The organism is Citrobacter sp. RHB21-C05, assembly GCF_013889015.1.
Taxonomy (GTDB): Bacteria; Pseudomonadota; Gammaproteobacteria; order Enterobacterales; family Enterobacteriaceae; genus Citrobacter_A; species Citrobacter_A sedlakii.
On record NZ_CP057611.1, the window covers coordinates 467,819 to 491,622 of the forward strand.

Consider the following 23,804-nt stretch of genomic DNA (forward strand, 5'->3'; position numbering starts at 1 on the left):
TTAAGAAATGACCATACTGTGACTGCAAGGCGGCGTATATTACGCATTTTTTGCACGAGATGAAAGGCCAAACTTTGACCAATCCTCTGAGATGGATCAAAGAATCACCGTTAAACGAAGGTGACTTGAATAATTAGCTTTATAAATCATTAAATTAAAAAAATGTGTCGAATTTCTGTACGCGTATTATTTTGCGTAACTTCTCATTTTTTCTTCGATACCACAGGAGCTGACAAGATAATCTGCTGAATTAACCAGCAGATTAGCAGGTCATAGTGTGACTATGCTCTCATTACAGGCATGAACGTTTACCGTGTCGTCGTTTACTCAACCACCACGCGGCCATTCAGCGGCTGTGCCGGGCGGCTATTGTCATGGTGCATGGTGTGGCTGAACTTCTCCAGCTGTGCCGCAGAGAGGGTCAGCGGATGCTTAAGAACGATCCAGGTCACGCCTTCAGAGCAGGGCGGTGTGGTCAGAGAGCCGCTGAAACGCCAGTAAGATTTCTCTTTTGGCAACAGCGCGTTCAGGTCCATCTGGGTGGTAATCTTGACGTCCTGAGCGGCTTTTTCCGGCATCGTCGCCCACAGCTTTTCCAGCTCGCTATTGGCGGCGCCTTTGTCGAACATGACGGCGACGACGGTAATCGCCCCTTTCGCATCTTTATGCACCAGATGCATCTCCATGGCGTAATGCTTACCGTGAACGGTGTTTTCGCTCGGCGCATGGAAGTGAAACTGCTGCAACGTGAATGGTTGGCCATCGATCGTTACGGTATCCGCAGTGGTGGATTTTAACCCGGCCTGAATGGTATGCCCGTTGTTGATCAGCGTGACAGGGCCATCAACATAGTGGGTAGCCAGCGGACTCAGATGGGCATTGACCGTATGGTCGATATTAACCGGGGACTGATTCATTCCTGTCTGACAGGTTTTATATTCCTCACTCAGCGTACCCCAGTGCTCCGGGGCGCCTTCGCCTTCATAGGTCCAGTGTGAGGCCAGTGCCGTAAACGGCATGATACTTAGCGCCAGAAGCGCTGCCTTGCTCAAAGAATGGTTCATCGTATTCTTCCAATGAATGTATATGATTTTTATATGTGTAACTTCAATGGGTTACGTCACTATTTTAGCGAATGGAAGGCGATGGGAAAGAGGTAAAAAACCGAAAAAAAGGCCTGCGAACAGGCCATATTGGAAAAAAGGGATTACTGTTTTATTCCGGTGATCCGGCACCACTCCTCTTTTTCCACTACCGGATCGAGGGCGAAGAGATCGGCATAGGCTTCGCAGACGCTTTCCGCCTGGCTGGCGAGGATACCGGAAAGGCCCAGCAAACCGCCTGTAACGGGCAGGACGCTGATTAACGGCGCCAGCTCGCGTAACGGGCCAGCAAGGATATTAGCGACCACCACGTCGGCTTTCAGGGCTTCTGGTTGATCCTGCGGCAGGTAAAGCGCCAGGCGATCGGAAACGCCGTTACGTTCGGCGTTGTCGCGACTGGCCTGAATCGCCTGCGGATCAATGTCCACGCCGATGGCTTTCGCCGCCCCAAGCTTCAGCGCCGCAATCGCCAGAATGCCGGAGCCACAGCCGAAGTCGATCACGGTTTTACCGGTTAAATCGAGGCTGTCCAGCCATTGCAGGCACAGGGAGGTCGTTGGATGTGTGCCGGTACCGAACGCCAGTCCCGGGTCGAGCATGACGTTGACCGCGTTTTCGTCGGGGACTTCACGCCAGCTGGGGCAGATCCACAGGCGTTCGCCAAAGCGCATCGGGTGGAAGTTTTCCATCCATTCGCGCTCCCAGTCTTTATCTTCTAACTGTTCGATTTTATGGGCAAAACCCGCGCCAAGCAGCGGATGATTCTCAAGAATCGCGACCACCTCTTTCATGTCCGTCTCGGCGTCAAACAGGCCGATCACGTCAGTGTCGCCCCACAGGCGGGTTTCGCCCGGCAATGGCTCGAAAACCGGCGTGTCGTGGGTATCCTGGAAGGTAATGGAAACAGCGCCTGCTTCCATTAACGCATCACTCAGATCTTCCGCATTCGCACCGGTGGTATTCAGTTTTAATTGGATCCATGGCATGGCAAAACTCTTTATTTATCAGTAGACAATACGGCGGCCTGTGGTGCGGGGGAACCGAAACGGTTTCCGACCAGAAAGGCCAGCAGACTTAGCAGTAGCGAGGGCACTATCGGGTGAAAGCCCTGATACTGAATATTCAGGGTGGCGAGGATGGCGTATAGCCCACCACCGACGATCATCGCGCTCAACGCCCCGGTTGCGTTTGCGCGCTCCCAGTACAGCCCAAGCACCAGAGGCCACAGGAATACCGCTTCCAGTCCGCCAAACGCCAGCAGATTCAGCCAGATAATCATCTCTGGCGGCTTCCAGGCCGCCAGCAATAACAGCGCTCCCAGGATCAAGGTGATCGCCGCGGACATACGCTTCAGCCGCGTCTCATTTTCCGCGTGATCCGGGCGAATATTGAGGTAGAGATCTTTAATGATCGTAGCGGAACTCTGCAGCAATTGCGCATTGATCGTCGACATAATCGCCGCCATTGGCGCAGCCAGGAAGATCCCGGCAGCGAAAGGCGGCAACACCTTGACCATCAGCGTGGGAATCACCAGATCCGGCACCGTCAGGTCCGGGATCACCGCGCGTCCCAGCGCGCCCGCAAGGTGCATCCCAAACATCAGGATCGCGACCACGATGGTGCCGATGATCATCCCGCGATGCACGGCCTTGCTGTCTTTATACGAAATACAGCGTACTGCCGTATGCGGTAGCCCAATCACGCCAAAGCACACCAACACCCAGAACGAGGTCATAAAGGCGGGAGACAGGATATCATCCGCCCCCTGAGGGGAGATCAGTTGCGGATTAATGGCCTCCAGGGTTGCAACCGCGTGACCTAAACCGCCTGCGGCGTGCACGATACCGACCAGCAGAACGATCGTACCAATAAGCATCACCAACCCTTGCAAGGTGTCGTTCAGCACGCTGGCGCGAAAGCCGCCAAAGGCGGTGTACAGCGCGATACTGACCCCGAAAATCAGCAGCCCGGTTTCGTAAGGAATACCCGCCGCCGTTTCCAGCAGCCGCGCGCCGCCGATGAACTGCACTGTCATCGCCCCGACAAAGGCCACCAGCAGGCTGAGACTCGCCAGCCACACCAGCAGTCGGCTTTGGTAGCGGGCAAACAGCATGTCATTAAGGGTCACGGCATTATAACGGCGCGCGAGAATGGCGAACTTTTTACCGAGGACGCCCAGCGAGAGCCAGACAGCGGGGAGCTGAATCATTGCCAGCAGAACCCAGCCCAGCCCGTATTTATAGGCGGCGCCCGGGCCACCAATAAATGAACTGGCGCTGATATAGGTCGCGGTCAGGGTCATGGCCAGCACAACCCCGCCCATTGAGCGGCTGCCGAGGAAATATTCATTCAGAAATGAGCCGGTCTGCCTTTTACGCATGGCATAAACAGAAATGGCAAATACCACAACCAGGTAGGCAACCAGCGGCAGAATGACTTCAAGCTGCATCGTCATCCTCCAGCGGAATGTCGCGATAGATAAATTTTACCATTGCCCAGCACAGCAGAATGAAGATCAGCGGCGTCAACAGGCAGGCCATCTCAAACCAATGGGGCAGCCCGGTGAAACCCGGCGCTACGCCTGGTAAGTAAGCAGTCACTAACCATGCAGCAAGATAAAGAAGGGTCAGCCACAGCGCCCAGCGCGCTTCTTTATGGGCCTGAACAAAACATTTGTCCATTTTTTGTCCCTTGTGGATGAAGAAAGCGGGGATTGTACATGATGGGGCCTGGCGATCCCCAGAAATAAAAAAGGCCGGGTTGCCCGGCCTTTTCGCATAAACGCTGACTTACTTCTCGTTCAGACCGAGTTTTTTCTCCAGGTAGTGGATGTTCGTGCCACCATTCTGAAAGTGCTCGTCGTTCATAATGCGGGTCTGCAAATCAACGTTGGTTTTGATACCGTCGATGATCAGCTCCTGCAGGGCGTTCTTCATGCGGGCAATCGCCACGTCACGGTTTTCGCCGTAGCAGATGAGCTTGCCGATCATGGAATCATAGTACGGCGGTACGGTGTAACCGGCGTAAATATGGGACTCCCAGCGCACGCCAAAGCCGCCAGGCGCATGGAAACGCGTGATTTTGCCGGGGCTTGGCAGGAAGGTATTCGGGTCTTCGGCGTTGATACGGCATTCCACCGCATGGCCGCGAACCACAACTTCTTCCTGTTTGATGGACAGGGGCTGACCGGCTGCGATACGCAGCTGTTCTTTGATCAGATCGACGCCGGTAATCATTTCGGTAACCGGATGTTCAACCTGAATACGGGTATTCATCTCAATGAAGTAGAACTCGCCGTTTTCGAACAGGAACTCAAAGGTACCCGCCCCGCGATAGCCGATATCGACGCACGCTTTCGCGCAACGCTCGCCGATGTAACGACGCAGTTCCGGGGTAATGCCCGGCGCTGGCGCTTCTTCGACGACTTTCTGGTGACGACGCTGCATGGAGCAGTCACGTTCCGCCAGATAGATCGCGTTCCCCTGACCGTCAGCCAGCACCTGAATTTCGATGTGGCGTGGGTTTTCGAGGTATTTCTCCATGTACACCATGTCATTGCTGAAAGCCGCTTTCGCTTCCGCCTTGGTCATGGAAATGGACTGCGCCAGTTCAGCATCGCTGCGCACCACGCGCATACCGCGACCGCCGCCGCCGCCGGAGGCTTTGATGATCACCGGGTAACCGATGCGTTTCGCATGGGCGCGGTTCGCATCCATATCATCGGTCAGCGGGCCGTCAGAACCCGGTACAGTCGGTACGCCTGCTTTCTTCATGGCGGTAATCGCAGACACTTTGTCGCCCATCAGGCGAATAGTGTCGGCTTTCGGGCCGATGAAGATAAAGCCGGAACGTTCAACCTGCTCGGCAAAGTTGGCGTTCTCAGAGAGGAAGCCGTAACCCGGGTGAATCGCGACCGCGCCGGTGATTTCGGCGGCGCTGATGATCGCCGGGATGTTCAGATAGCTTTTTACGGACGGAGCCGGACCAATACAGACCGTCTCATCCGCCAGCAATACGTGTTTTAAATCGCGATCCGCGCTTGAGTGCACGGCCACGGTCTTGATGCCCAGTTCTTTACAGGCACGAAGAATACGCAGTGCAATCTCGCCACGGTTGGCGATAACAATTTTATCCAGCATGTTCGCCTCGTTACTCGATGACGACCAGCGGCTCGTCAAATTCTACCGGCTGACCACTTTCGACCAGGATCGCTTTCACAGTACCTGATTTGTCTGCTTCGATCTGGTTCATCATTTTCATGGCTTCGACGATGCACAGGGTATCGCCGACGTTGACTTTCTGACCCACTTCGATGAACGCTTTGGCGTCCGGGCTCGGGGTGCGGTAGAAAGTACCAACCATTGGGGAACGTACGATGTGACCACTGATTTCCGCTGCGGCGGCTGCCGGCGCTTCTGCTGCCGGAGCAACTGCGTTAGACAGAGCCGGTTGCTGCTGCATCACTGGCGCAGCGTAAGCCTGTTGCATAACCGGGAAGCTGCCTGCCGGCGCTGCACGACTGATGCGTACAGATTCTTCGCCTTCAGAAATTTCCAGTTCGGAGATGCCTGATTCTTCAACCAGCTCGATCAGTTTTTTAATCTTACGAATATCCATGAGTGGGTTCCGTACTCTTTGTTTAGTGTGATTGTGACAGAGGGGTTACCGCTGTCTGTAAAGCGTGAGTCCCAACGGCAACAGCGCGTTTGCCTGTCAGGACGTCGGTCTATTTCGCCTTTACGCCTCAAGTGAGACTTGTCGGTCAAAATGCTGCGATTTGCGGCAATCCTCCGGCAAAAAACAAAATATACCTTCAAAGCGCGATTGTCACCCTTTCAGCGGCTTAAAAACGCCTTCCGGGAGGTCAGGGTCGCACATTATAACGATTTCGTAGCAATTGGCAGCTAAATACTGGTCTTATCAGGGAAGATAATCAACCGCTAACACGTAAATAACATCTGAGTCTCTGCGTTTTGTAACCGACAGCACACTTCGCTGAACTAGCGCCACCACTGGCGAAACTTCTTGTAACGGCAGGCTAAAAGCGCCAGCGCCAGCAGGGCGTAAATAACGGGTTGCGGGGATAAAACCTTCACTGACCAGAGATAATGTAAAGGGGCGAGGATCGCCACCAGATAGACGACGTTATGCAGTAATTGCCAGCGTTTGCCCAGCTTGCGCTGCGCCGCCTGCGTGGAGGTCAGCGTCAGCGCCAGCAAAATAAGCCAGCTGATAATGCCCAGCGTCAAATACGGGCGCGTAATCAATTCGCGGCCCAGTAAACCCAGATTCTGAATGCCCAGCTCCAGCATCGCATAGCTGGTTAGATGCAGCGTGGCCCAGGCAAAACACCATAGCCCCAGCAAACGCCGCGTGCGTATCAATAAGGGCTGTTTAGCGTAACGCGCCAGCGGCGTGACCAACAAGGTCGCCAGGAGAAATTTCAGAGCGGTCCTACCGGTAAAATGCTGAATATCTTTCACCGGATCGGCGCTTAACCCGCCGCTGTTAATTGCCCAGAACAGCCAAAGCAACGGCACAATTCCCGCCAGGTGAAGGAGGATTTTCAGCCAGGTAATCTGTTTTGCATTCAGCCGCACTTATATGTTCTCCAGCAGATCCAGTCCCCGGTATAACGACGCCACCTGCTCGCCATAGCCGTTGAACAGCAAGGTCGGCTGGCGCTTAACGTCAAGGATCCCGCCCGTACCGATAAATCGCTCCGTGGCCTGCGACCAGCGCGGATGATCGACGTGCGGATTCACGTTGGCGTAAAAACCGTACTCATCCGGGGCAGCGAGATTCCAGGTGGTCGGCGGTCGTTCGCGGGTGAGTTTGATGCTAACGATCGATTTAATGCCTTTGAAGCCATATTTCCACGGCACTGTCAGACGGATAGGCGCGCCGTTTTGCGGCGGTAGCGCTTTACCGTAGACGCCAACGGTGAGCAGGGTAAGCGGGTGCATGGCTTCGTCAAGCCGCAGGCCTTCAACGTAGGGATACTTCAACCCGCCGCCGATAAAACGATCTTTTTGTCCCGGCATATCGTCCGGCGCGTAAAGCGTCTCGAGCGCCACATAACGGGCATTGCTGGTGGGTTCGACAAGTGCGAGCAGCTTATGTAAAGGAAAGCCAATCCACGGTACCACCATTGACCAGGCCTCGACGCAGCGCATCCGGTAAATGCGTTCTTCTAAAGGAAAGCGGGTGGTTAAGGCGTCGTGGTCCAGCGTCAGGGGTTTAGCGACCTCTCCGCTGATTTTCAGCGTCCAGGGATCGGTTTTCATGCTGCCGGCATTGGCCGCCGGATCGGCTTTATCCAGTCCGAATTCATAGAAGTTGTTATAGCCAGTGACCTTATCTTCCGGCGTTAAAGTCAGGCTGTTTTGCCACTCGCTGGGTTTACTGAAGTCGAGCGGCTTTCCGGCAGGCGCGGGGGGGCGATCGTTGCCTTTAAACCATCCCAACAGATCGGCCTGCGCCGTTGTAGGGAGCGAGAGGGCGGCAGCGCTGATGCCCAGGGCTTTAAGCACCTGGCGGCGATGCATAAAAAAAGCCGATTCGGCGGTGACATCGGCTTCAGTAAGTGGACGGCATTTTTTCATAACAGACTCCCGGCATACGCATAACGCGTAGTTACTATGGCAGGGAGTCTGTCAATGCGCTGAGAAATTTCGTTATTTAAATGTAAATTTTTGCAGCGCTACGGCTTATTTAACCTTGACCAGCGTACGGCCATGAACCTGATTGTTCATGATGGCGTCGGCGAATTTCGGCGCGTCGGCCAGCGCGATCTCCGTTGTGGCTTGTGCGTAGAAGCTTTCCGGCAGGTCACGAACCAGTCGTTCCCAGGCCTGGGCGCGGCGGGCGTGCGGCGTCATCACGGAATCCACACCCTGCAAACGCACGTTGCGCAGAATAAACGGCATCACCGTTGTCGGCAGGGCAAAACCGCCCGCCAGACCACAGGCCGCCACGCAACCCCCGTAGTTCATCTGTGCCAGAACTTTTGCCAGCACCTTATCGCCAACGGTATCCACCGCGCCTGCCCACAGCTGTTTTTCCAGCGGGCGAGACTCGGCGAACTCGTCGCGTCCCAAAATGCGCTGGGCGCCAAGTTGTTTCAGATAAGCATGGGTGCTTTCACGACCCGATACGGCAACGACCTGATAACCCAGCTTATGCAGCAGGGCGACAGCCGTACTGCCCACGCCGCCGCTGGCGCCGGTCACCACGATTTCGCCATCTTCAGGGCGGATACCGGCCTCTTCCAGAGCCATTACGCAGAGCATGGCGGTGAAGCCCGCCGTACCGATCACCATTGCCTTACGGCTATCCAGGCCTTTCGGCATCGCCACCAGCCAGTCCGCTTTGACGCGCGCCTGCTCGGCCAGACCGCCCCAATGATTCTCGCCAACGCCCCATCCGGTCAGTAAAACGTCCTGACCGGCATGAAAACGCGGATCCTCGCTTGCGCGCACAGTGCCAGCGAAATCAATTCCAGGAATCATCGGAAAATGACGGATAATTTTTCCCTTTCCGGTGATCGCGAGCGCATCTTTGTAGTTCAGACTGGACCAGTGCACGTCCACGGTAACATCGCCTTCCGGCAACCGGCTTTCTTCAAGCGTCTGCACGAATGCGAGGGTTTTACCGTCCTGCTGTTCCAATATCAAAGCCTGCATAACCTGTCCTCAATGTTGCGTAGTGGATTGGAAAATGATTCCTGAAGACTATACTCGCTAATTGAAACGTGACGTCGATTCAACGCAATAAATTGCCAGATACACCTGATTTGGTAGTATGCACTCACTCTTTGCGCAACCAGGCGGATTTCGCGTTTGGTTATGCATTTTCGTGTCGCAATTTACTGGCGGAGTTAACACAAGGATGCGATTAACGACGAAATTCTCAGCTTTTGTTACGCTACTCACCGGGTTGACCATTTTTGTCACCCTGATCGGCTGCTCGCTGAGTTTTTACAATGCCATCCAGTACAAAATGAGTCATCGCGTGCAGGCGGTCGCCACTGCTATCGATACGCATCTCGTTTCGCGCGATTTCAACGCGCTGTCACCACACATCAACGAACTGATGATGTCTGCGGATATCGTCCGGCTTGATTTGCGCCAGGGTGAAAAAACGATCTTTACCCAGACGCGCGCCAGCAGCTACCGTCCGGTTGGCACCAGTAATATGTTCCGGGAACTGTCGGTACCGCTGTTAAAACATCCGGGCATGACGATGGATCTGGTTTATCAGGATCCGATGGGGAATTATTTTCATTCGCTGATGACCACCGCGCCGCTCACGCTGGCGATCGGTTTTATTATCCTGATGCTGTTTCTGGCTGTGCGCTGGCTGCAGCGCCAACTTTCCGGCCAGGAGCTACTGGAGGTGCGTTCTACGCGGATCCTGAACGGCGAACGCGGACCGAATGTTCGCGGCAGCGTGTATGAATGGCCGGCGCGCACCAGCAGCGCGCTGGACATGCTGCTCTCCGAGATCCAGAGCGCGCAGGAGCAACGCAGCCGACTCGATACGCTTATTCGCTCGTACGCGGCTCAGGACACCAAAACCGGCCTCAGCAACCGTCTCTTTTTTGATAACCAACTGGCGACATTGCTGGACGATCAAGAAAAGGTCGGCGCTCATGGGGTGGTGATGATGATTCGTCTGCCGGACTTCAATTTGCTGCGTGACAGTTGGGGACGCAACCTCGCCGAAGAAGAACTGTTCAGCCTGATCAATTTGTTATCCACCTTTATCCTGCGCTTTCCGGGCGCGCTGCTGGCGCGTTACCATCGCAGTGACTTCGCCGTGCTGTTGCCGCACCGTACCCTGAAAGAGGCGGAGAGCGTCGCCGGGCAACTTCTGAAAGCGGTCGATGCGCTGCCAACCAATAAAATGCTCGATCGCGACGATATGTTCCATATCGGCATTTGCGCTTGGCGTAGCGGCCAGTCGACCGAACAGGTGATGGAACATGCGGAAGCGGCCACCCGCAACGCGGTATTGCAGGGCGGAAATAGTTGGGCGGTGTACGATGATACGCTGCCGGAAAAAGGGCGCGGCAACGTACGCTGGCGCACCCTCATTGAACAAATGCTCAGTCGCGGCGGGCCGCGCATTTATCAAAAGCCTGCGGTCACCCGCGAAGGGCGCGTTCACCACCGGGAACTGATGTGCCGCATTTTTGACGGCCATGAAGAGGTTAGCTCGGCGGAATATATGCCGATGGTGCTTCAGTTCGGCCTGTCGGAAGAGTATGACCGTCTGCAGATCAGCCGGGTCATTCCGCTCCTGGGCTACTGGCCGGAAGAAAATCTGGCGATTCAGGTCACCGTAGAGTCGCTGATTCGTCCGCGTTTTCAACGCTGGCTGCGTGATACCTTGATGCAGTGTGAAAAATCACAACGTAAACGCATAATTATTGAACTTGCAGAGGCAGATGTGGGTCAACACATCAGCCGGTTACAGCCAGTTATTCGTCTGGTGAATGCGTTAGGCGTTCGGGTGGCGGTAACCCAGGCGGGTTTAACGTTGGTCAGCACCAGTTGGATCAAAGAGCTCAATGTGGAATTACTCAAGCTCCATCCGGGATTGGTCAGAAACATTGAGAAGCGAACAGAGAACCAGTTACTGGTGCAAAGCCTGGTGGAAGCCTGTTCGGGCACCCATACCCAGGTTTACGCGACAGGCGTACGGTCGCGTGGCGAGTGGCAGACGCTGACAGCCCGCGGCGTTGCGGGCGGACAGGGGGATTTCTTTGCCTCCTCCCAACCGCTGGATACAAACGTGAAAAAATATTCTCAAAGATACTCGGTTTGACCTGCCGTTTGTTCAGTTTTCACGTAGAATAACGCGCGCTGTGCTTTCATGGGGGTGTGCTTGTCTGCTCGCCAGGGTGTTGCAGCACATATGCAGGTGAATGACCTTAAACAGGTTGCAAATGAAAGCGAGGATTGCTGCTGAAAAGCTCAGCCCTGAGGGACTCAGGTAGAGATTTGTAACAGAGGAAACGAACTGCACTAATTTTCACCGTAGCAGATGATTTTTGCGCCTTGTCGCTGCTGCGTGTGGTTGGTAAAGTAAGCGGATTTTGTTTTCCGCCCCAGCTTTCAGGATTATCCCTTAGTATGTTGAAAAAATTTCGTGGCATGTTTTCCAATGACTTGTCCATTGACCTGGGTACCGCGAATACCCTTATTTATGTAAAAGGACAAGGCATCGTATTGAATGAGCCTTCCGTTGTGGCCATTCGTCAGGATCGTGCCGGTTCGCCGAAAAGCGTGGCTGCAGTAGGTCATGACGCGAAGCAGATGCTGGGCCGTACGTCGGGCAATATTGCTGCGATTCGCCCCATGAAAGACGGCGTGATCGCCGACTTCTTCGTGACTGAAAAAATGCTCCAGCACTTCATCAAGCAAGTGCATAGCAACAGCTTTATGCGTCCAAGCCCGCGCGTGCTGGTGTGTGTGCCGGTTGGCGCGACCCAAGTTGAACGCCGTGCTATTCGTGAATCCGCGCAGGGCGCAGGCGCCCGTGAAGTGTTCCTGATCGAAGAGCCAATGGCTGCCGCTATCGGCGCAGGCCTGCCGGTTTCTGAGGCAACCGGTTCCATGGTGGTGGATATCGGTGGCGGGACGACGGAAGTGGCTGTTATCTCTCTGAACGGCGTCGTTTATTCGTCCTCTGTGCGTATCGGCGGCGACCGCTTCGACGAAGCAATCATCAATTACGTCCGCCGTAACTACGGCTCTCTGATCGGTGAAGCGACCGCAGAACGTATTAAGCACGAAATCGGTTCCGCTTACCCGGGTGATGAAGTGCGCGAAATCGAAGTGCGTGGTCGTAACCTGGCGGAAGGCGTTCCACGCGGCTTTACCCTGAACTCCAATGAAATCCTGGAAGCGCTGCAGGAACCGCTGACCGGTATCGTGAGCGCGGTGATGGTTGCGCTGGAACAGTGCCCGCCGGAACTGGCGTCTGATATCTCCGAGCGCGGCATGGTGCTCACCGGCGGTGGCGCGCTGCTGCGCAATCTTGACCGCCTGTTAATGGAAGAAACCGGTATTCCAGTTGTTGTCGCTGAAGACCCGCTGACCTGTGTGGCGCGTGGCGGCGGCAAAGCGCTGGAAATGATCGACATGCACGGCGGCGACCTGTTCAGCGAAGAGTAATCGGATGCAGGCAGGGGCGTGTCTGGCGCCTCTGCCGAATCTGATACGAGAATACGCAAACTTATGAAGCCAATTTTTAGCCGTGGCCCGTCGCTACAGATTCGCCTTATCCTGGCGGTGCTGGTGGCGCTCGGCGTCATTATCGCCGACAGCCGTCTGGGTACGTTCAGTCAAATCCGCACGTACATGGATACCGCCGTCAGTCCTTTCTACTTTATTTCCAATGGTCCCCGTGAACTGCTTGATGGCGTCTCGCAAACGCTGGCTTCGCGCGACCAGCTTGAGCTTGAAAACCGGGCGCTGCGTCAGGAACTGCTGCTGAAAAACAGCGAGCTGCTGATGCTCGGGCAGTACAAACAGGAGAATGCGCGTCTGCGCGAGCTGCTGGGATCGCCGCTGCGTCAGGATGAACAAAAAATGGTGACGCAGGTCATCTCGACGGTTAACGATCCCTACAGCGATCAGGTGGTTATCGACAAAGGCAGCGTGAACGGCGTTTACGAAGGCCAGCCGGTCATCAGCGATAAAGGCGTTGTCGGCCAGGTGGTCGCGGTGGCGAAGCTGACCAGCCGTGTATTACTGATTTGCGACGCGACCCATGCGCTGCCGATTCAGGTACTGCGTAACGATATCCGTGTGATTGCCGCCGGTAACGGCTGCACCGATGATTTGCAGCTCGAACACCTGCCAGCCAATACCGACATTCGCGTTGGCGATGTGCTGGTGACGTCGGGGCTGGGCGGGCGCTTCCCGGAAGGTTATCCGGTGGCCGTGGTTTCCTCCGTTAAGCTGGATACACAGCGGGCATATACCGTTATACAGGCGCGTCCAACCGCCGGTTTACAGCGTCTGCGCTATCTGCTGCTGTTGTGGGGCGCCGACCGTAACGGATCAAATCCCATGACGCCGGAAGATGTGCATCGCGTGGCGAATGAGCGCCTGACGCAGATGATGCCTCAGGTGCTGCCCTCGCCGGATATGATGGGGCCGCCTGCGCCAATGCCCGCGCCAGCGACCGGGATCGCCACGACGCCCGTAACGCCGCCGCAGCCTGCGTCGCCTCAGCCGCGTCCGTCGGGAGGTCAGTAGTGGCGAGCTATCGTAGCCAGGGTCGCTGGGTTATCTGGCTCTCGTTTCTCATCGCGCTTTTATTACAAATCATGCCCTGGCCGGAGGAGATCATCGTCTTTCGGCCAAACTGGGTGCTGCTCATTTTACTGTACTGGATCCTCGCGCTGCCGCACCGCGTAAATGTGGGCACAGGCTTTGTGATGGGTGCCATACTGGATCTGATTAGCGGTTCCACGCTTGGCGTGCGGGCGCTGTCGATGAGCATCATCGCGTATCTGGTCGCATTAAAATTTCAGTTATTCCGCAATCTGGCGCTCTGGCAGCAGGCTCTGGTGGTGATGTTGCTTTCGCTGGTGGTGGATATTATTGTTTTCTGGTCAGAGTTTTTAGTGATCAACGTCTCTTTCAGACCTGAAGTGTTCTGGAGTAGTGTAGTCAACGGCGTGCTCTGGCCGTGGCTGTTCTTGCTGATGCGTAAAATCCGCCAGCAGTTCGCGGTGCAATAAGTGCAATAAAGGTTTCTATGACGTCTCTATACTTAGCTTCCGGTTCACCCCGCCGCCAGGAACTGCTCACCCAATTGGGCGTTGCGTTCGAGTGTATCGTTACCGGTATCGAAGAGATGCGCGGCGCAGGGGAAAGCGCGCAGCAGTATGTCTCTCGGCTGGCGCGTGAAAAAGCACAGGCGGGCGTGACGCTGTCCCCGCGCGATTTGCCGGTGCTGGGGGCGGACACGATCGTCATCCTTCATGGTGAAGTTTTAGAGAAACCGCGCGATGCAGAACACGCCGCGACAATGCTGCGTAAGCTATCCGGGCAGACGCACCAGGTGATGACCGCCGTGGCGCTGGCCGACAGTCAGTACGTGCTCGACTGTCTGGTGGTGACCGATGTGACGTTCAGAGCGTTGTCGGATGCGGATATCGCTGACTATATCGCCAGCGGTGAACCGATGGATAAAGCAGGTGCATACGGTATTCAGGGGCTGGGTGGCTGTTTTGTCAGGAAGATAAATGGCAGCTATCACGCCGTAGTCGGCTTACCGCTGGTTGAAACGTATGAGTTGCTAAGCAATTTTAACTCACTGCGTGAGAAAAGGGATAAACATGACGGCTGAATTGTTGGTAAACGTAACGCCATCGGAAACGCGTGTGGCGTATATCGACGGCGGGATCCTCCAGGAGATTCACATTGAGCGTGAGGCGCGACGGGGAATCGTAGGCAATATCTACAAAGGTCGGGTAAGTCGCGTACTGCCGGGTATGCAGGCGGCTTTTGTAGATATTGGGCTGGATAAAGCCGCATTTCTTCATGCTTCTGACATCATGCCGCATACCGAATGCGTGGCGGGCGATGAGCAGAAACAGTTTACCGTACGGGACATTTCCGAACTGGTGCGTCAGGGACAGGATTTGATGGTGCAGGTGGTGAAAGATCCCCTCGGCACCAAAGGCGCGCGTCTGACCACCGACATCACCCTGCCTTCCCGTTATCTGGTCTTTATGCCCGGCGCGTCTCACGTTGGGGTGTCTCAGCGTATTGAAAGCGAAGCCGAACGCGAAAGACTGAAAAAGGTGGTGGCGGAATATTGCGACGAGCAGGGGGGATTTATCATTCGCACCGCGGCAGAAGGCGTGTGTGAAGACGATCTGGCTTCCGATGCCGCCTACCTCAAGCGTGTCTGGACGAAAGTCATGGAGCGCAAAAAGCGCCCGCAGACGCGGTATCAGATGTACGGCGAACTGGCGCTGGCGCAGCGCGTATTGCGTGATTTTGCCGATGCGCAGTTGGATCGCATTCGCGTGGATTCCCGTCTGACCTACGAGGCGCTGCTGGAGTTTACCGCCGAGTACATTCCCGAAATGACCAGCAAGCTGGAGCATTACAGCGGGCGTCAGCCGATTTTTGATCTCTTTGATGTGGAAAATGAGATCCAGCGGGCGCTGGAGCGCAAGGTTGAGCTGAAGTCCGGCGGTTATCTGATTATCGATCAGACCGAAGCGATGACGACCGTTGATATCAATACCGGCGCTTTTGTCGGCCATCGCAATCTCGACGACACCATTTTTAACACCAATATCGAAGCCACGCAGGCCATTGCCCGCCAGCTTCGCCTGCGCAATCTGGGCGGCATTATTATCATCGACTTTATCGATATGAATAATGACGATCACCGCCGTCGGGTTCTGCATTCTCTGGAGCAGGCGCTGAGCAAAGACCGTGTGAAAACCAGCATCAATGGCTTTTCACAGTTGGGACTGGTGGAAATGACGCGCAAACGCACGCGTGAAAGCGTGGAACATGTGCTCTGCAACGAGTGTCCAACCTGTCATGGTCGCGGTACGGTGAAAACGGTGGAAACCGTGTGTTATGAAATTATGCGTGAGATCGTACGCGTGCATCATGCATACGATTCCGACCGTTTCCTGGTTTATGCTTCTCCGGCGGTCGCGGAGGCCCTGAAAGGGGAGGAGTCGCACGCGCTGGCGGAAGTGGAAATTTTTGTTGGCAAACAGGTTAAAGTGCAAATCGAACCGCTCTATAACCAGGAGCAGTTTGACGTCGTAATGATGTAATCATTTACGTAGGCCAGATCACGCGTTCACGCCGCCATCTGGCACCCTTTGCTTGCAGTTTGCGAGCCACTTTCAGGCAGACAAGGAGAGACGCGTGAGGCGATTGCCGGGGATATTACTGCTCACTGGAGCCGCGCTCGTCGTCATCGTAGCGCTGCTGGTCAGTGGCCTGCGCCTGGCCCTGCCGCATCTCAACAGCTGGCGTCCTGCCATCCTCGCCAAGATCGAATCCGCGACCGGTTTGCCGACGGAGGCCAGCCAGCTTACCGCCAGTTGGCAAAATTTTGGTCCGACGCTGGAAGCGCGGGACATCCGCGTGCAGCTAACTGACGGCGGCGAGTTTGCGGTGAAGCGCGTCACCCTGGCGCTGGATGTCTGGCAAAGTTTGCTGCATATGCGCTGGCAGTTTCGCGATCTGACGTTCTGGCAGTTGAACCTACGCACCAATACCCCCATTCAACGCAGCGGAGACGCGGATACCCCTGAAGCGGGACGCATCAGCGATCTTTTTCTGCGTCAGTTCGATCACTTCGATCTCCGCGACAGCCAGATCAGCTTTCTGACCCTTTCAGGCCAGCGCGCCCAGTTGGCTATCCCCCAGTTGACCTGGCTTAACAGCCGAAACCGTCACCGCGCGGAGGGGCAGGTCAGCCTGTCGAGCCTGACCGGTCAACATGGCGTAATGCAGGTCCGTATGGACCTGCGCGACGATGATGGACTGCTGAATAATGGCCGCGTCTGGTTGCAGGCGGACGACATTGACGTCAAGCCGTGGTTGGGGCGATGGATGCAGGACAACGTGGCGCTGGAAACCGCGCGCTTTAGTCTTGAGGGCTGGATGAACATCAGCAAGGGAGAGATCGCTGGCGGCGATGTCTGGCTGAAAAAGGGCGGCGCGAGCTGGAAAGGCGAAAACACGACCCACACGCTTGCAGTCGATAACCTGACGGCGCATATCAGTCGCGAACAGCCCGGTTGGCAGTTCGCCATTCCAGATACCCGCATCACCATGGACGGCAAGCGCTGGCCGAGCGGCGCACTGCAGCTTGCCTGGATCCCTGAGCAGGACGTGGGCGGCGCGGACGGTAAACGTAGCGACGAGCTACGCATTCGCGCCAGCCATCTTGATTTAGCCGGCCTTGATGGGCTGCGCCCCGTGGCGGCGAAGCTCTCGCCTGCGCTTGGTGAAGTCTGGCAGGCGACGCAGCCGAGCGGAACGATTGACACGCTGGCGCTGGATATCCCCCTTGATGCGACCGAAAAGACCCGTTTTCAGGCTGCATGGCGCGATCTGGCGTGGAAGCAGTGGAAGTTGTTGCCGGGAGCAGAGCATTTTTCCGGGACCCTTTCAGGAAGCGTTGAGGATGGTCGGCTAACCGCCGCCATGAAGCAGGCGAAAATGCCGTATGAAACGGTTTTCCGCGCGCCGTTAGAAATTGAAGATGGCGTAGCGACCCTGAACTGGCTGAAGAATGAGAAAGGTTTTCAACTGGATGGGCGCGATATCGACGTTAAAGCCAAAGCGGTACATGCCCGCGGCGGTTTCCGCTATCTGCAACCCGCAGGCGACGAGCCGTGGCTGGGCATTCTGGCGGGTATCAGCACCGACGACGGCTCCCAGGCCTGGCGGTATTTTCCGGAAAACCTGATGGGTAAAGCGCTGGTGGATTATCTCAGCGGGGCGATTCAGGGCGGTGAAGCGGATAACGCGACGCTGGTCTATGGCGGAAACCCCCATCTGTTCCCTTATAAACACAACGAAGGCCAGTTTGAAGTGCTGGTGCCGCTGCGTAACGCCAAATTCGCTTTCCAGCCGGACTGGCCTGCGCTGACCAATCTGAATATCGAGCTGGATTTCCTTAACGACGGCTTGTGGATGAAAACCGACGGTGTCGATTTGGGTGGTGTAAAAGCCTCCAATCTGACAGCGGTCATCCCCGACTATTCGAAAGAAAAACTGTTGATTGATGCCGATATCACTGGGCCTGGCGACGCAGTGGGGCCGTATTTTGACGGTACGCCGCTTAAAGAGTCGCTCGGCGCCGCTCTTGAGCAGTTGCAAATTGGCGGCGATGTGAATGCTCGCTTACATCTGGATATTCCCCTCGACGGCGAGCTGGTAACGGCGAAAGGCGACGTCACGTTGCGCGACAACAGTCTGTTGATAAAACCGATCGACAGCACCCTGAAAAACCTTAGCGGTAAATTCAGCTTTACCAATGGCGATCTCAACAGTGGGCCGATGACGGCGAACTGGTTTAATCAACCGTTAAACGTCGATTTCTCCACGACCCAGGGAGCAAAAGCGTATCAGGTCGCGGTGAACCTCAACGGTAACTGGCAGCCCACCCGTACCGGCGTATTGCCTGCCCAGGTGAATGACGCGCTCGGTGGCAGCGTGGCGTGGAAGGGAAAGGTGGGGATTGACCTGCCGTATCGTTCAGGCGCGCATTACCACGTTGAGTTGAACGGCGATCTTAAAAATGTAAGTAGTCGCTTACCTGCGCCGCTGAATAAAAAAGCCGGTGAACCGTTACCCGTTAGCATTACCGCTAACGGCGACCTGCGTAGCTTTGCCCTCACCGGCAACGCAGGCAAAGAGAACCATTTTAACAGCCGCTGGCTGCTGGGTCAGAAGCTTACCCTGGACCGCGCCATCTGGACGGCGGAAAGTCGAACCACACCGCCACTGCCCGAACAGGAAGGTATCGAACTTAATCTGCCCGCGTTGGATGGCGCCGAATGGCTGGCGTTATTCCAGAAAGGTGCGGCGGATAACGTGACCAGCAGCGCGAAGTTTCCTCAGCGCATTACCCTGCGTACGCCAGCGCTGACGCTGGGCGGTCAACAGTGGAACAACATGAGCATTGTCTCACAGCCAGCGCTGAACGGAACGACCGTTGAAGCGCAGGGGCGAGAGATCAATGCGACGCTGGCGATGCGCAATAACGCGCCGTGGCTGGCGAATATCAAATACCTTTATTACAACCCGTCCACAGCGAAACCTGCAGAAAAAAACGACGCTCCCGCGACGCCGTTTGCCAATGTAGATCGCGTCAGTTTCCGCGGCTGGCCTGACATGCAGCTGCGCTGTAGCGAATGCTGGTTATGGGGGCAGAAGTATGGGCGCATCGATGCCGATCTGGCGATCAACGGCGATACGCTGAACCTGAGCAACGGGTTGCTGGACACCGGCTTTGCCCGGCTCACCGCGGACGGCCAGTGGGTCAACGCGCCTGGCCGAGAACGCACTTCGATTAAAGGTAAACTGCGCGGCAACAAGATTGATGCGGCGGCAGGCTTCTTTGGCGTGACCACGCCGATGCGCAACGCGTCGTTTAATGTCGATTACGATCTGCACTGGCGCAATCCGCCGTGGCAACCAGATGAAGCCTCACTCAACGGGATTATTCGTACCCGTCTGGGCAAAGGGGAAATCACCGACTTAAGCACCGGCCACGCCGGGCAGCTCCTGCGCTTGCTCAGCGTAGACGCGCTGCTGCGTAAACTGCGCTTTGATTTTAGCGACACCTTTAGCGAAGGGTTCTACTTTGATTCGATCCGCAGTACCGCGTGGATTAAAGACGGCGTGTTGCATACCGATGATACGCTGGTGGACGGCCTGGAAGCGGATATCGCTATGAAAGGATCGGTTAATCTGGTGCGACGCGAACTGGACATTGAAGCGGTCGTGGCGCCGGAAATCTCTGCCACGGTGGGCGTGGCTGCCGCGTTTGCGGTCAACCCGATCGTCGGCGCGGCGGTATTTGCCGCCAGTAAGGTGCTTGGGCCGCTGTGGAACAAAGTGTCGATTCTGCGCTATCGGATCACCGGTCCGGTCGATCAACCGCAGATCAACGAAGTTCTGCGCCAGCCGCGGAAAGAAAAAACGCAATGATTTGACGGCGACGCGGAATTACCCCACTCTCAGTACATAGTCTTGCCGGAGGGTAACGTAGCGACCTACATTATGACGTTTCCGTAGGTCGCATACACGCAGCGCCATCCGACGTAAATTTTTTAGCATAGCGCTCTCCTACGCAGCAACTAACGAGTAGCAAAACGATGAGTCTGAACCTGGTAAGTGAACAATTGCTGGCAGCAAACGGCCTGAAACATCAGGATCTGTTTGCCATTTTGGGCCAACTGGCCGAACGCCGTCTCGATTACGGCGATCTCTATTTTCAGTCGAGCTATCACGAATCCTGGGTTTTAGAAGATCGCATCATTAAGGATGGTTCTTACAATATTGACCAGGGCGTGGGCGTACGGGCGATCAGCGGCGAAAAAACCGGGTTTGCGTACGCAGACCAGATCAGCCTGCAGGCGCTGAGCCAGAGCGCACAGGCTGCGCGCACCATTGTCAGAGACAGCGGTGACGGGAAAGTGAAAACGCTGGGCGCAGTGGAACACTCCGCGCTTTATACCTCAGTGGACCCGCTCCAGAGCATGACCCGTGAGGAGAAGCTCGATATCCTGCGTCGTGTCGATAGCGTGGCGCGAGACGCTGATACCCGCGTGCAGGAAGTCACCGCGAGCCTGACCGGCGTCTATGAACTGATCCTTGTGGCGGCAACGGACGGAACGCTGGCGGCGGATGTGCGTCCGCTGGTGCGTCTTTCCGTTAGCGTACAGGTGGAAGAAGACGGTAAACGCGAGCGCGGCGCCAGCGGCGGCGGCGGTCGTTTCGGCTATGACTGGTTCCTTGCGGATCTGGACGGGGAGGTTCGCGCAGACGCATGGGCGAAAGAAGCGGTACGTATGGCGCTGGTTAATCTCTCCGCCGTCGCCGCGCCGGCAGGCACGCTGCCGGTGGTGCTTGGCGCGGGCTGGCCGGGCGTGCTGCTCCATGAAGCGGTAGGCCACGGACTGGAAGGCGACTTTAACCGTCGTGGTACGTCGGTGTTCAGTGGACAGGTCGGCGAGCTGGTCGCTTCTGAACTCTGTACGGTGGTGGATGACGGCACGATGGTCGATCGTCGTGGTTCTGTCGCGATTGACGATGAAGGCACGCCGGGCCAGTACAACGTGCTCATCGAAAACGGCATTCTGAAAGGTTACATGCAGGATAAGCTGAATGCGCGCTTAATGGGCGTTGCGCCAACCGGAAACGGTCGTCGTGAGTCTTACGCACATCTGCCGATGCCGCGCATGACCAACACCTATATGTTGCCGGGGAAATCCACCCCGCAGGAGATCATTGAATCCGTCGAATATGGCATCTACGCGCCAAACTTTGGCGGTGGTCAGGTGGATATCACTTCTGGTAAGTTCGTCTTCTCGACTTCGGAAGCCTATCTCATTGAAAACGGTAAAGTGACCAAACCGGTAAAAGGCGCAACGCTGATTGGTTCCGGGATCGAAGCGATGCAGCAGATCTCTATGGTGGGTAATGACCTGAAGCTGGACAACGGCGTCGGCGTCTGCGGCAAAGAAGGACAGAGCCTGCCGGTGGGCGTCGGTCAGCCGACGTTGAAGGTGGATAACCTGACCGTGGGCGGCACCGCGTAAGTTGCGGGTCTGCCGTGCCGGATGGCCGCACGTTGCGAGTTATCCGGCCTGGCGTGTAGTGTTCCTGCGTGCCCGATAAGCGACTGCGCCATCGGGCAATTTAGCCTTTCTCTTTTCCCCGACCGTACATTCCCTGAAATAGCTGCGATACATCGACAAAATAATCGGTCAGGTAGTTAATCACGACCTGCACTTTCAGCGGCAGCTTATCTTTTTCGGTATACAAGGCATAAACCGGACGCGGATCGGACTGATAACGCGGTAATAAGATCTCCAGCTCTCCGCGGTTAATCTCGTTGATCACCCACATCAACGGGACGTAGGCGACGCCCGCGCCGGCGGTCAGCCAGCGGCTCAGGGTCATCGGATCGTTGGTGACAAAGCGTCCCTGTGGGATCAGACGGGTTGAAATCCCTTCTGGCGCGATCAGCTCAAACTCATTGTCCGGACGGACGCTGTACTCCAGCCATGAGTGGTTTGCGAGGTCGGCTGGCTTCTCCGGTATGCCATATTGCGCGAGATAGCGTTTGGCGGCGCAAACCACCATTGGCATCGCCCCCAGGCGGCGGGAAAACAGACTGGAATCCTGTAACGCGCCCACGCGGATCACCACGTCCAGGCCGTCAGCAATCAGGTCGGGTGCGGGAATACCGGTGACCAGATTTACCGTCAGGCCGGGGTACTCTTTCAGCATTTTTGCGGTCAGTCCGGCGAGGACATTTTGTGCCATCGTTGAAGAACAGCCGATCCGCAACGTGCCGATAGGGGTATTGTTAAACGCGTAAAGCTGCTCGTGAACATCCTGCACTTCATGGAGCATTCGACGGCAGCCCTGGTAGTAAATTTTTCCGGCTTCAGTCAGCCCAATGCTGCGCGTACTGCGGTTGAGCAGTTTAACCTGCAGTTCATCTTCCAGTTTTGCAACCGTCTGGCTGATGGATGAAACGCTCATTTGTAGCTGTCTGGCCGCGGCGGTGAAGGAGCCAAATTCCACGACTTTGGCAAACACCGACATCCGTTTTAATCGTTCCATTATTCACTCTGGCTTAAAAGTGATTTAGATCACATATTATAGATAACAGCATAACAGTTACGTTAATATATTATTATTCAAATAACGGCTGCGTCGCTCTCGCCTGGCTTTCCTTGCCCTTCTCCGCGGCGACACGGCTAAAAACTGTATCGCCTGCACTCTCTAAAAAATCAAGGTCAACATGAGTCTGTTTCCCGTTATCGTGGTGTTTGGTCTGTCCTTCCCACCGATATTTTTCGAATTGCTTCTGTCACTGGCGATTTTCTGGCTGGTGCGCCGGGTGCTTGTGCCCACGGGCATCTATGATTTTGTCTGGCATCCGGCTCTGTTCAATACCGCGCTGTATTGCTGTCTCTTTTACTTAATATCGCGCCTGTTCGTTTGAGGTTGAAGTGAAAACACTAACAAGAAAACTCTCCCGTACGGCCATTACCCTCGTTCTGGTCATCCTGGCGTTCATCGCTATTTTTCGCGCCTGGGTCTATTACACCGAATCACCGTGGACGCGTGACGCGCGCTTCAGCGCCGACGTGGTCGCCATTGCGCCCGATGTTTCCGGGCTGATCACTGACGTGAATGTGCATGATAACCAGCTGGTAAAGAAAGATCAGGTGCTGTTTACCATTGACCAGCCGCGCTACAAGAAAGCGCTTGAAGAAGCAGAAGCCGACGTCGCCTATTACCGGGTGCTGTCGCAGGAAAAACGTCAGGAGGCCAGCCGCCGTAACCGTCTTGGCGTACAGGCGATGTCACGAGAGGAAATCGACCAGGCCAATAACGTTCTGCAAACCGTCTTACATCAGCTTGCGAAAGCGCAGGCGACCCGCGACCTGGCAAAATTAGATCTTGAGCGTACCGTGATCCGCGCTCCGGCCGACGGCTGGGTCACTAACCTTAACGTTTATACTGGCGAATTTATTACCCGCGGCTCCACCGCTGTGGCGCTGGTGAAGCAAAACTCGTTCTACGTGCTGGCCTATATGGAAGAGACCAAACTGGAAGGCGTGCGTCCGGGTTACCGCGCCGAGATCACCCCGCTGGGCAGCAACACGGTGCTGAAAGGTACGGTGGACAGCGTGGCGGCGGGGGTGACCAACGCCAGCAGCACGCGTGACGACAAAGGTATGGCCACTATCGATTCTAACCTTGAATGGGTCCGTCTGGCGCAGCGCGTGCCGGTGCGTATTCGTCTTGACGATCAGCAGGAGAACCTGTGGCCTGCCGGGACGACCGCGACTGTGGTTGTCACCGGTAAGCAGGATCGCGACGCCAACAACGACTCGTTCTTCCGTAAAATGGCGCACCGTCTGCGCGAGTTTGGTTAATC

General features: G+C 55.8%; 20 protein-coding genes. 10 read left to right on the forward strand and 10 right to left on the reverse strand.

Features of this window, described 5'->3' with window-relative positions; translation table 11 throughout:
• Positions 1-323: 323 nt before the first annotated feature.
• From HVX72_RS02255 to HVX72_RS02295, 9 genes are all read right to left on the reverse strand, one after another.
• A complete protein-coding gene (locus tag HVX72_RS02255) occupies positions 324-1,064 on the reverse strand; it encodes a carbonic anhydrase family protein (protein WP_042292016.1) in 741 nt (246 codons plus the stop codon).
• Between the two features lie 143 nt (positions 1,065-1,207).
• Positions 1,208-2,089, reverse strand: a complete 882-nt coding sequence (gene prmA, locus HVX72_RS02260; RefSeq protein ID WP_042292014.1) for a 50S ribosomal protein L11 methyltransferase — start codon at positions 2,087-2,089, stop codon at positions 1,208-1,210.
• An 11-nt stretch (positions 2,090-2,100) separates the two neighbouring features.
• Positions 2,101-3,552, reverse strand: a complete 1,452-nt coding sequence (gene panF / locus HVX72_RS02265) for a sodium/pantothenate symporter (protein WP_181822459.1) — start codon at positions 3,550-3,552, stop codon at positions 2,101-2,103.
• The gene (locus tag HVX72_RS02270) at positions 3,542-3,784 is read right to left on the reverse strand and encodes a YhdT family protein (RefSeq protein WP_181822460.1); all 243 of its coding nucleotides are present in this window, start codon (positions 3,782-3,784) and stop codon (positions 3,542-3,544) included. Before HVX72_RS02270 ends, panF begins: the two co-directional genes overlap by 11 nt.
• Before the next feature lie 108 nt (positions 3,785-3,892).
• Positions 3,893-5,242: an acetyl-CoA carboxylase biotin carboxylase subunit gene (gene accC, locus HVX72_RS02275; RefSeq protein ID WP_042292006.1), complete on the reverse strand. Its 1,350-nt coding sequence runs from the start codon at positions 5,240-5,242 to the stop codon at positions 3,893-3,895.
• Between the two features lie 10 nt (positions 5,243-5,252).
• Positions 5,253-5,720: an acetyl-CoA carboxylase biotin carboxyl carrier protein gene (gene accB, locus HVX72_RS02280; protein WP_042292003.1), complete on the reverse strand. Its 468-nt coding sequence runs from the start codon at positions 5,718-5,720 to the stop codon at positions 5,253-5,255.
• 383 nt (positions 5,721-6,103) lie between these two features.
• Positions 6,104-6,703 carry a protein-methionine-sulfoxide reductase heme-binding subunit MsrQ gene (gene msrQ, locus HVX72_RS02285; RefSeq protein WP_181822461.1) on the reverse strand — a complete coding sequence of 200 codons (600 nt, stop codon included), beginning with the start codon at positions 6,701-6,703 and terminating at the stop codon, positions 6,104-6,106.
• Positions 6,704-7,708 (reverse strand): protein-methionine-sulfoxide reductase catalytic subunit MsrP, encoded by a 1,005-nt coding sequence (gene msrP / locus HVX72_RS02290; RefSeq protein WP_181822462.1) that lies wholly within the window; start codon positions 7,706-7,708, stop codon positions 6,704-6,706.
• Between the two features lie 105 nt (positions 7,709-7,813).
• Positions 7,814-8,788, reverse strand: coding sequence for an MDR family oxidoreductase (locus tag HVX72_RS02295; protein WP_181822463.1), 975 nt, complete (start codon positions 8,786-8,788; stop codon positions 7,814-7,816).
• A 205-nt stretch (positions 8,789-8,993) separates the two neighbouring features.
• On the opposite strand from HVX72_RS02295, the gene csrD reads away from it, so the two are divergent.
• From csrD to tldD, 8 genes are all read left to right on the forward strand, one after another.
• The gene (gene csrD, locus HVX72_RS02300) at positions 8,994-10,934 is read left to right on the forward strand and encodes an RNase E specificity factor CsrD (RefSeq protein ID WP_060571039.1); all 1,941 of its coding nucleotides are present in this window, start codon (positions 8,994-8,996) and stop codon (positions 10,932-10,934) included.
• Between the two features lie 308 nt (positions 10,935-11,242).
• Positions 11,243-12,286 (forward strand): rod shape-determining protein MreB, encoded by a 1,044-nt coding sequence (gene mreB / locus HVX72_RS02305; RefSeq protein ID WP_181826346.1) that lies wholly within the window; start codon positions 11,243-11,245, stop codon positions 12,284-12,286.
• Positions 12,287-12,349: 63 nt separating this feature from the next.
• Positions 12,350-13,375 (forward strand): rod shape-determining protein MreC, encoded by a 1,026-nt coding sequence (gene mreC / locus HVX72_RS02310; RefSeq protein ID WP_060571040.1) that lies wholly within the window; start codon positions 12,350-12,352, stop codon positions 13,373-13,375.
• Positions 13,375-13,863 (forward strand): rod shape-determining protein MreD, encoded by a 489-nt coding sequence (gene mreD / locus HVX72_RS02315; protein ID WP_042291986.1) that lies wholly within the window; start codon positions 13,375-13,377, stop codon positions 13,861-13,863. The genes mreC and mreD overlap by 1 nt, the downstream gene beginning before the upstream one ends.
• Positions 13,864-13,880: 17 nt before the next feature.
• The gene (locus tag HVX72_RS02320) at positions 13,881-14,474 is read left to right on the forward strand and encodes a nucleoside triphosphate pyrophosphatase (protein WP_181822464.1); all 594 of its coding nucleotides are present in this window, start codon (positions 13,881-13,883) and stop codon (positions 14,472-14,474) included.
• Complete coding sequence (rng, locus tag HVX72_RS02325) at positions 14,464-15,933, forward strand: ribonuclease G (RefSeq protein WP_042291983.1); 1,470 nt, start codon at positions 14,464-14,466, stop codon at positions 15,931-15,933. The genes HVX72_RS02320 and rng overlap by 11 nt, the downstream gene beginning before the upstream one ends.
• 94 nt (positions 15,934-16,027) lie before the next feature.
• Entirely contained in the window at positions 16,028-19,831 is a 3,804-nt protein-coding gene (gene yhdP / locus HVX72_RS02330; RefSeq protein WP_181822465.1) for an AsmA2 domain-containing protein YhdP, read from the forward strand.
• A 167-nt stretch (positions 19,832-19,998) separates the two neighbouring features.
• Positions 19,999-21,444, forward strand: a complete 1,446-nt coding sequence (gene tldD, locus HVX72_RS02335) for a metalloprotease TldD (RefSeq protein WP_042291977.1) — start codon at positions 19,999-20,001, stop codon at positions 21,442-21,444.
• Positions 21,445-21,544: 100 nt separating this feature from the next.
• Here the strand turns inward: tldD and aaeR are convergent, their stop codons facing one another.
• Complete coding sequence (aaeR, locus tag HVX72_RS02340; RefSeq protein WP_060571044.1) at positions 21,545-22,477, reverse strand: HTH-type transcriptional activator AaeR; 933 nt, start codon at positions 22,475-22,477, stop codon at positions 21,545-21,547.
• Positions 22,478-22,658: 181 nt separating this feature from the next.
• Between aaeR and aaeX the strand changes: the two genes are divergently transcribed.
• Both aaeX and aaeA read left to right on the forward strand, forming a co-directional pair.
• Positions 22,659-22,862 (forward strand): p-hydroxybenzoic acid efflux pump operon protein AaeX, encoded by a 204-nt coding sequence (gene aaeX, locus HVX72_RS02345; protein ID WP_000051841.1) that lies wholly within the window; start codon positions 22,659-22,661, stop codon positions 22,860-22,862.
• A 7-nt stretch (positions 22,863-22,869) separates the two neighbouring features.
• Positions 22,870-23,802 (forward strand): p-hydroxybenzoic acid efflux pump subunit AaeA, encoded by a 933-nt coding sequence (gene aaeA / locus HVX72_RS02350; protein WP_181822466.1) that lies wholly within the window; start codon positions 22,870-22,872, stop codon positions 23,800-23,802.
• The last annotated feature ends 2 nt before the right edge of the window (positions 23,803-23,804 follow it).